The sequence below is a fragment of the Sphingomonas parapaucimobilis NBRC 15100 genome (assembly GCF_000787715.1).
GTDB lineage: Bacteria > Pseudomonadota > Alphaproteobacteria > Sphingomonadales > Sphingomonadaceae > Sphingomonas > Sphingomonas parapaucimobilis.
Genome location: NZ_BBPI01000009.1, coordinates 47,207 through 55,859, shown reverse-complemented (window position 1 = coordinate 55,859; position 8,653 = coordinate 47,207). Strand labels below are relative to the sequence as shown.

The window sequence follows — 8,653 nt, the reverse complement described above, 5'->3', positions numbered from 1 at the left end:
CTCCAGCCTGAGCACAGTCGAAGGCCGGGGAATCCCCGGAGCGGGGTGGCTTTGCCTTGAATCCCACGAGCCCCTCCCCTTTCGGGGAGGGGGGGGCATCTCATGCCATTCCGCTTTATGGCCTCTGGACCAGCGTAAACACCACCCCCGGCGCATCCCGCAGCGTCACGTACAGCACCCCATTCTGCATCGGCGGCACCGTCAACCGCGCCGCCGTGAACCCCGGCGGAACGCTCACTGCTGCGCCCATGTCGACACTCGCCGCCACCCGGTCGATCAGGAACAGGTCGCGCCCCGCCATCTGGCATCCGTCGGCGGCACAGGTGATCGCATCGATCCCCGGCAGCCTCACCAGCGTGGCGAGCGGACTCCAGTCGCCCTTGATGCCCCCGCGCACCACCCGGTAGCGTAAGGCCCCCGCCGCCGCCGGACCCAGCCGTGCCGGATCGAGTGTCGCAACAGCGATGTCGGGCGAGGACAGCCGCACGTCGTGTCCGCCCTCCAGCGTCACCGACGCGCTGCCATCCGCCGTGCCGACCTCGATCGCGTCGGTCGGGGCCAGCCGGGTGCCTTCGCCTGCCCGAACCGAGAAGGTCAGGCGGCTATTGTCGGGCAGGATCGTCTCGTCCTTGGTGGCCAGCGTCACCGCGCCCGCCGCCGCCTTGGGGGTCAGGCTGCGCGCGATCAACGTCGCGGCGGGGCGGGGCGGGGCGGTGGTGATCGGCACCGACAGGGTGCGCCCATCGGTCAGCCGGACTTTCGCGCTCGTGCCCGAGGGCGGGCGACCATCGGCGGCGGTGGCGACCAGCCGGTCGGTATCGCCCTCACGCGTAAGGCCGTCGGGCGAGAGACGGACGTCACCGATCTCGACCCCGGCAATCTCATCCAGCCGCTGTCCGGTCAGCGTCGCGAAGCGGTCTCCCCTGGCCAGCGTCACCGTGTCGATCCGGCTGGCCGGTGAAAAGGCGCGCAAGCCGACCGTGCGCGGCGCGGCGTCGCCGATCTGCTGGACCTCCAGCGTCACGTCGCCCGCCCGCGCCGCTTTCAACGGCAGGGTGACGGTGATCCCGTCCGCGCCGCGCAAGGTGAAGGGCACCGACTGCGGGGCGGCCGAGCCGCTGCGCATCGTCACGCCGGTCACGCAGGCGGCGGCCGGGCCGGTCAGCGCGACGCTGTTGTCACGCCCGACGACCAGGCTCTGTCCGCTGTCGTCCGTGCGCCACTCCCCGCTGCCCGGGAATTGCAGGGTGAAGTTCGGCCCCTCGAAACTGTCGAAGCCCCAGTCGCCGTGCAGCTTGGCGGACACCTTGCCGGACAAGGCGCCCGAAGGCAGCGGATCGGTCAGGACATAACCCCCGCGATCGGCGCGCGCGCGGACGGGCAGGTCGAGCCGCTTGCCGTCGGCGGTGGTGATCGACACCATCATGTTGCGCGCGAACGCGGTCGAGTAGATCAGCGGCGCACCCTCGACCGGCAGGACCAGGCCCGGCCGCGCCCCGCAGAGCGGGACGTCGCCGGTGACGCGCAGACGCGGCGGACTGACCGCGTCGATGGCGGGCATGGCGGCGACCAGCACCGATTTGGGCTTGGCGAAGGAGGGCGCGGCGTTGAGCAGCAGCGCCATCCGGTCGCCGTCGCGCGTCGCCAATGTGGGCAGATAGCCGAATTGCGGATTGCCGAACGCGCCGAACACCCGCGCAATGTCGCGGACCACGGCGATATAGGGGCTGTAATAGCCCAGTCCGGCTTCGCGCGTATAGCTGACCTGCAAGGCCAGATCGGTCGGCGCGCCGATCAGCGTGTCGGTCATCGAGCTGCTATGGATGTCGGCCAGTACCAGATTTTCCTGGTTTTCGAGCAGACAGGCGGCCTGCAACTCGATCACCTTGGCCAGGCAGTCGGGGTTCAGCTTGATCGCTAGGCTGTTCGACAGAGCGGGCGCTAGGGTGCGCAGGAACTCGGGGTGGCTGTTCTCCTGCGCGCGGATCGCCGCGACGAAGGCGTTCAGCCGCGAACGGTCGAGCGAGGCCTGGTTCAGGTCCTGCACCGCGCGAACGAACTCGCCCGGCCGGTCGCGCACCGCATCGACGATGGTGCCCGATGCGCCACCCGTCTCCGGCACCAGGAACAGCGCCATCTGCCGTGCGCCCTTGGGCACGGTCAGGGTCAGGCGGCGGTCCTTGTCCTTGGGCTTCCAGGTCTCGGCCGACTTCACCCAGTCCTTGGGCGGCGGGTTGGTCGCGCCGCTCAGGAAGGCGGAGAAGAGGATGTAATGCGCCCGCTGGTCCTGCGGCAGGTCCGCCTCGATCGTCAGCCGGTCGCCGGTGGCGAGGTTGGGCACCTCGGCGATGGGCAGTGTGCGGTCGCCGCGCGTGACGGAAATACGCAAGGCTGGCCCCGGCAGGTCGAAGGGTGCGGGGTCCGCGGCGCATAGCGGGCTTTCGACCAGGGCGGCCGCCGCGAGCGCCACCGCCATCAGCGGGCGCGGAAAGGGAAGGCGAGGGAGCATGGCGGGACTTAAGGCGCAGTCGGCGGCAGGGATCAAGCCATTCGCGGCAGATGACATGCGGGCGTCACGTTGCAAATCCTCCCCGCTTGCGGGGAGGGGGACCATGCGCAGCATGGTGGAGGGGGCGTGCAGCACATGATGCGCCTCGCGAAGATCCCCCTCCGTCAGCCCTTCAGGCTGCCACCTCGCCCTTGCAGGGGAGGACAAGTTTCAACCGAGCTTGTCCGCCGTCTTCGTCTCGAAATCGCTGGCGTCATGACGCTCGGCCAGCTGTTCGGAGGGCTCGCCGAAGGTGCGGTTGACCATCCGTCCCCGCTTCACCGCTGGTCGGGCGGCCATCTCGCGCGCCCAGCGCAGGACATGGGGGTATTCCTGAACCTGAAGAAACTCGGCGGCGTTGTAGAGATCACCCAGCACCAACTGCCCGTACCAGGGCCAGATCGCCATGTCGGCGATGCTGTATTCGTCGCCCGCTACGAAGGCGTTATGCTCCAGCTGGCGGTTGAGCACGTCGAGCTGGCGCTTGGCCTCCATCGCATAGCGGTTGATCGGATATTCGATCTTCACCGGCGCATAGGCATAGAAATGGCCGAAGCCGCCGCCCAGGAACGGCGCGCTGCCCATCTGCCAGAACAGCCAGGACAGGACTCGCGCCTTGGCCGCCGGTTCGGTCGGCAGGAACGCGCCGAAGCTTTCCGCCAGATGGGTCATGATCGCGCCGGACTCGAAGATGGCGAGCGGCTCGGCCCCCCGCCGGTCGACCAGCGCCGGAATCTTGGAATTGGGATTGACCGCGACGAAGCCGCTGCCGAACTGGTCGCCATTGGCGATGCTGATCAGCCAGGCGTCATATTCCGCCCCCGCATGACCGGCGGCGAGCAGTTCCTCCAGCAGGATCGTGACCTTCACCCCGTTGGGCGTGCCCATCGAATAGAGCTGGAGCGGATGCTCACCGACCGGCAGGTCCTTGTCGTGCGTCGCCCCGGCGACGGGACGGTTGATGGCGGCGAAGCGCCCGCCGCTCTCCTTGTCCCAGGTCCAGATGGCAGGCGGGGTATAGGCGTCGTCGCTCATGGCTCTTGGCTCCAGCTTTGTCCGGCGCGGGAGATGGGCGGCGGCGATGGCAAAAACAACCGCGACCGTGCCTTTTATTTCGCTGGCGGAACGGGCAGGTCGCGGCGGACGTACAGCAGTTCATGCCGCTCCTCGCGCGGGACCGTCATGACCAGCCGATAGTCGCGTGCCAAAGCGCCGGAGACCTGGGCCTGCGTCGCGGCATTCCAGGGCGAGAAGGGATCGTCGAGCGTCACGATGGCGGGCGGACGCCGGGCGAGGATGCGGGCGACCTCGGCGCTTTCGTCGATCCCGATTGCGCCGCGCTCCGCCTCATAGGCCAGCGAGGAGGGAAAGGCGTAAGCGGTCGGAATGCAGCCGCCCGACAGATGGTAAAGGCTGGAGTCGCCCGCAAAGACATAAGGGCATTCGCGCCCGTCCACCGCCGCCATCGCCTTCGCCATGCGGCGGATGCCGTCGCCCTCGCCCGGGTCGTTGGTGGCGGAGTGGAAGACGAACAGCGCGGCCCCGATCGTGAACACCGCAACCACCGCCTTTCGGCTGAGCGCGAAGGCCGGGGCGGCGGCGAGCGCCAGCGGGGCGACCAGCGGCAGGGCATAATGGTCGAAAAACGCCCCGATCATCGCAAAGGCCACCAGTGCGAAGCCCAGCCAGATGCGGGTCAGCGTCAGCGCCGGATGCTTCGGCCCCTGGCGCCAGCTATAGAGCGCACAGGCGATCAGCGGCAGCAGTTGCCCGCCGATCCCGGCAAGCCGCCCGATGATCTTGGCCGCCGGATAGCCGCGCCGCAGCGTGATCGAGGTGAAATTGGCGAACCAGAAGGCGTCGAATGCCGCTGTATCCCCAAGCCAGAAATACAGCACGACCAGCGCGGTGGGCAGCAGGCCGAGCACCATCCAGGCCAGTGCCGCCAGCACCACAACCACGACGCCCGCCCGCGCCCGCCAGAGATACCAGAGATGCGCAAGGCCGAAAAACGCCCCCTCGACCAGCGGGGTATATTTGATCTGGATCGCGATGCCCGCCAGCAGACAGGCGATGGCGCCGCTGACGATGATCGCGCCGACCGCGCGCCGCTCGGCCAGGCGCGGCAATTCCAGCGTCAGCACCGCAGCGGCGGTCATCGCCAGATTGTAGAAGACCGGCGACTGGCCGCTTCCCCCGCTGAGCAGCGGCAGCCACAGGATATAGGCGGCCCCCGCCGCCAGTCCCGCCGGGAAGCCGAGCCCCATGCGCCGCGCAGCCAGCCAGACGAGCCAGCCGGTAGCCGCGGTGCAGGCCGCGCCGACCAGCTGATAGGCCAGGAACCCGTCACCCGGCAGCAGGCGGAAGCTGGCGAACAACAGGAACAGCCCCGGCGGCTTGCGGTCCCACAGATCGATATAGAGCCGTGCGCCGTGCAGGATGCGATCGCCGACCAGCAGATAATATTGCTCGTCGACATGGGCGACCGGATTGCCGAAGTCGCGCATCCGGGTCAGCACGGCAAAGGCCAGCAGGACCAGCGCCGCGCCGATCGGTCGGTTCAGGAACAGATTGAACCTAAGCGGCATCGAAAAAGCCGGGCGGGCGGGCGTCATTTCCGTCATCACGAACCCTGTTGGAGAATGGGCGACAGGCGGAACGAAGCCCCACGGATCCGCCCGGTGCGGCTCGCCCATGTCATCGACACCGGGGCCTTCGCAAAGAAAATCGACATGGTTCCCGGCCGAGTGAAAATATTTTCAGCCACCATGTCCGGTTTGGCGGGGATTGCTCCGTCTTAGCCATGAACATCTCTGGCTGCGGCGCTGGCCGCCGCCGGGCGGGGGCTTCGGCCACCGGGTGACTTGGTCGTTTTAAGGGCGGGGTGGGGTAATGCTGCTCGATGCGGAAGGCGCGGCTTGGCGGAATGCCAAAGCCTGGGCTCAGGCGGGGAAGACGGAACGGACGGGCGCCTATGTCGCGCCGTGCTGGACCGTGGTCGTGCCCTTTTTCAACGAAGAGCGCGATCTGGCGGCCACGCTGGAGAGCCTGGCGGCGCAGACGGTGCGGTTCCGCCTCGTGCTGGTCGACAATGGCTCGCTCGACGCCAGCGCGCGGGTGGCGACCGATACCTGCGAGCGGCTGGGGCTTGATCATATCCTGTTGCATCAGGGCCTGCCCGGCAAGATCAACGCGCTGCACCTCGGCCTCGACCATGTGCATACGCGCTTCGTCGCGACCTGCGATGCCGACACCTATTATCCGGCCGATTATCTGGCGCAGGCGCAAGCCCTGCTGGAGCGGCCGGGCTGCGTCGTCGCCGGGGCCTATTTCATCGCCCCCCAGGACGGGGAAGCGGAGCGTCGCCGCGAGTCCGCCGCGATCCGGCTGGCGGCGCGCTTCCTGCCGCGCCAGTGCCATGCGGGCGGGGCGGGCCAGGCCTTTCGCACCGAGGCGCTGAAGGCGGCGGGCGGGTTCGACGCGCGCCGCTGGAATTACGTGCTGGAGGATCATGAGGTCATCCACCGCGTCATGCGCCACGGCACCATGGCCTATGCCGATGGCTTCTGGTGCGTCCCCTCCGACCGCGAGCGCGACCGGGAGTCGATCCGCTGGACGCTGACCGAGCGGCTGGTCTACAGCGTGGCGGCGCCGTTTGCGGGGGACTGGTTCTTCTACGATTTCCTTGCGAAGCGACTGCGCGCGCGGCGGCTCACGACCGAGCGGATGCGCGAGCGGGCCTATCAGCAACTGGCGGGGGTCGTGGGTGAACCGGCTTATTCTCTGCGCTGACGATTTCGCCTTTTCCACCGACGACAGTCTGGTCATTGCCGAGCTGTTGCGCTCGGGAAAACTGAACGCGACGAGCTGCATGACCCTCCGTCCGAACTGGATGGAGGACAGCGTGATGCTGCGTTCGGTGCCGCAGAGCGCGCAGATCGGCCTGCACCTGACCCTGACCGAGGAAGCGCCGATCCACCCCAATGGCTTTACCCGCGACGGGTTGATGCCGGGGATCGATCCGCTGACGCGATTGGCGTCGCGCGGGCAGCTCGATCCGGCCGAGATCACGCGCGAGGTCGAGGCGCAGTTCGACCGTTTCGAGGCGGCGATGGGCCGTCCGCCCGCCTTTGTCGACGGGCATCAGCATTCGCACGCGCTGCCCGGCGTTCGCCCGATCGTGCTGGCGATCACCCGACGGCGCGCGCCCGACGCGTGGGTGCGTACCTGCGAGGACCGGCTGATCGGCTTGCTGGGGCGGCCCTGGCGCGGCAAAGCGATCGGCAGCGCCTATCATTCGCGCGGCCTGACCCGCGCGGTGGAAGCGGAGGGCCTGCATTGCAACGAGGGGTTTGCCGGGCATTACGGGTTCGACGGGCGCTTTGCCGAGGCGTTGCCGCGCTTTCTGGACCATGGCGGGGCGGAGCATCTGGTGATGTGCCATCCCGGTGCGGGCAAGCGGGCGGGCGACGTGATCGCGGCGGCGCGGCGCGACGAAGCCGATGTCTTGCGCGCCGTTTCGGTGTCTGACATGGCGGCGCAACGCGGGCTGGCCTTCGCCGCCTGACACGAGGGCGGTCTTTGGGTAATCAGGGTCTGGAAGGCCGGTTCATGGAGGCGCGCCCGCTGCTGCGTCGCCTGCTCGCCGCCCGGCTTGGCTCGCCCGACGAAGCGGAGGATGCGCTTCAGGACCTGTGGCTGCGCGTATCGGGGCTGGACGCCGGACAGATCGAGCAGCCCATTCCCTTTCTCTGCCGCATGGCGACCAATCTGGCGACCGACCGCCGCATTGCCGCTGCCCGGCGCGGCGTGCGGGAGGGGGCGTGGGAAGAGGTCCAGCCGCAATCCGCCGAATATGCCGATCCCGAACGGATCGCATCGGGCCGCAGCGAGCTGGCCCAGGCCCATGCGATGATCGCCCGGATGCCCGACCGGATGCGCGAGGCCTTTACCCTGTTCCGCTTCGAGGAACGGCCGCAGCGCGACATTGCCGAACGGATGGGCATCACCGTCAGCGCCGTCGAAAAGCTGCTCCGCCGCGCCTATCAATTTTTGCAAGAAAATCGTGAATTGGAGGGTGCGGATCAGGCGTGTCGGCGTCGTCCTGACAGTGGAAGGAGCGGGGACGAGTGACGCGGGAGGAACAGGCGATCGACTGGCACGTCCGGCAGCGCGACATGAGCGCGGCCGAATGGGATGCCTTTGCGACCTGGCTGGAGGACAGCCCGGCCAATGCGCGCGCCTATGACGCGGTGGCGATGGCCGATGCCTTGCTGGTCGCCCCCGTGGCCGAACCGGAACCCGTCATTGCCGAGCCACCGCTGGAGGCCCCGGTCGCTGCCAACGACAACAGGGGGTGGGGTCGTTGGTGGTTGATGGGCGGCGTCGCGGCCGCCGTCGCGCTGATCGCGGGGCCGGTGCTGATGCAGGCGCACCCCGACATCCGGGTCGAACAGACCCGGCCGGGCGAGACGCGGGTCATTGCCCTGAACGACGGCACGCAGGTCGAATTGGCGGGGGGATCGCGGCTTCGGCTCGACCGCAACGACATGCGGGTCGCGACGCTGGAGAGCGGACAGGCGCTGTTCCGCGTTCGGCACGACGCCTCCGCTCCTTTCGAACTCCGCTCCGGCGACGTTGCCATCCGCGATGTGGGGACCGTGTTCAACGTCCGGCGTGAGGGGGCTCGGCTGGATGTGACGGTTGCGGAAGGGGCGGTGGCGCTCGCACCCCGCGGGCAGACGGTGCAGTTGACCGCCGGGCAGGGGGTACGGCTGGACGAGGCGCGGGGCAGATTGCGCCGCGTGCGGGTCGATCCGGCGATGGTCGGCGGCTGGCGTCGCGGCCTGCTGGATCTGGACGGCGATACGGTCGACACGATTGCTGCACGATTGCAATCCGCCTATGGCATGCGGATCGCGGTGGAGGGGCCGTTGGCGAAACGCAGCGTCACCGGGCTGGTCCGGGTGACGGGCGACGCCAGCCGGGACGTTCCACGTCTTGCGAAGCTGATCGGAGCGGAGTGGCGCCAGAGCGGTGGGGACTGGATTTTGCGGGCGTCGGACGGGGTTCATTGAACGCGGCCTGTTGGTCGCGACTGCCCTT

General features: G+C 68.6%; 7 protein-coding genes. 4 read left to right on the top strand and 3 right to left on the bottom strand.

Going from position 1 to position 8,653, the window contains the following annotated elements; translation table 11 throughout:
- Positions 1-115: 115 nt before the first annotated feature.
- From SP5_RS02050 to SP5_RS02040, 3 genes are all read right to left on the bottom strand, one after another.
- Positions 116-2,509, bottom strand: coding sequence for a hypothetical protein (locus SP5_RS02050; protein ID WP_042483385.1), 2,394 nt, complete (start codon positions 2,507-2,509; stop codon positions 116-118).
- A 210-nt stretch (positions 2,510-2,719) separates the two neighbouring features.
- The gene (gene yghU / locus SP5_RS02045) at positions 2,720-3,583 is read right to left on the bottom strand and encodes a glutathione-dependent disulfide-bond oxidoreductase (protein WP_042483382.1); all 864 of its coding nucleotides are present in this window, start codon (positions 3,581-3,583) and stop codon (positions 2,720-2,722) included.
- Between the two features lie 74 nt (positions 3,584-3,657).
- A complete protein-coding gene (locus tag SP5_RS02040) occupies positions 3,658-5,136 on the bottom strand; it encodes an ArnT family glycosyltransferase (RefSeq protein WP_042483408.1) in 1,479 nt (492 codons plus the stop codon).
- 304 nt (positions 5,137-5,440) lie between these two features.
- On the opposite strand from SP5_RS02040, the gene SP5_RS02035 reads away from it, so the two are divergent.
- Genes SP5_RS02035 through SP5_RS02020 form a run of 4 tightly spaced genes read left to right on the top strand, consistent with a single transcriptional unit; the run spans position 5,441 to position 8,625 of the window.
- Positions 5,441-6,340 (top strand): glycosyltransferase family 2 protein, encoded by a 900-nt coding sequence (locus SP5_RS02035; RefSeq protein WP_241823576.1) that lies wholly within the window; start codon positions 5,441-5,443, stop codon positions 6,338-6,340.
- Entirely contained in the window at positions 6,315-7,115 is an 801-nt protein-coding gene (locus tag SP5_RS02030; protein WP_042483379.1) for a ChbG/HpnK family deacetylase, read from the top strand. The genes SP5_RS02035 and SP5_RS02030 overlap by 26 nt, the downstream gene beginning before the upstream one ends.
- A 44-nt stretch (positions 7,116-7,159) precedes the next feature.
- Positions 7,160-7,681, top strand: a complete 522-nt coding sequence (locus SP5_RS02025; protein ID WP_042483377.1) for an RNA polymerase sigma factor — start codon at positions 7,160-7,162, stop codon at positions 7,679-7,681.
- Entirely contained in the window at positions 7,678-8,625 is a 948-nt protein-coding gene (locus tag SP5_RS02020; protein ID WP_042483373.1) for a FecR family protein, read from the top strand. The genes SP5_RS02025 and SP5_RS02020 overlap by 4 nt, the downstream gene beginning before the upstream one ends.
- The last annotated feature ends 28 nt before the right edge of the window (positions 8,626-8,653 follow it).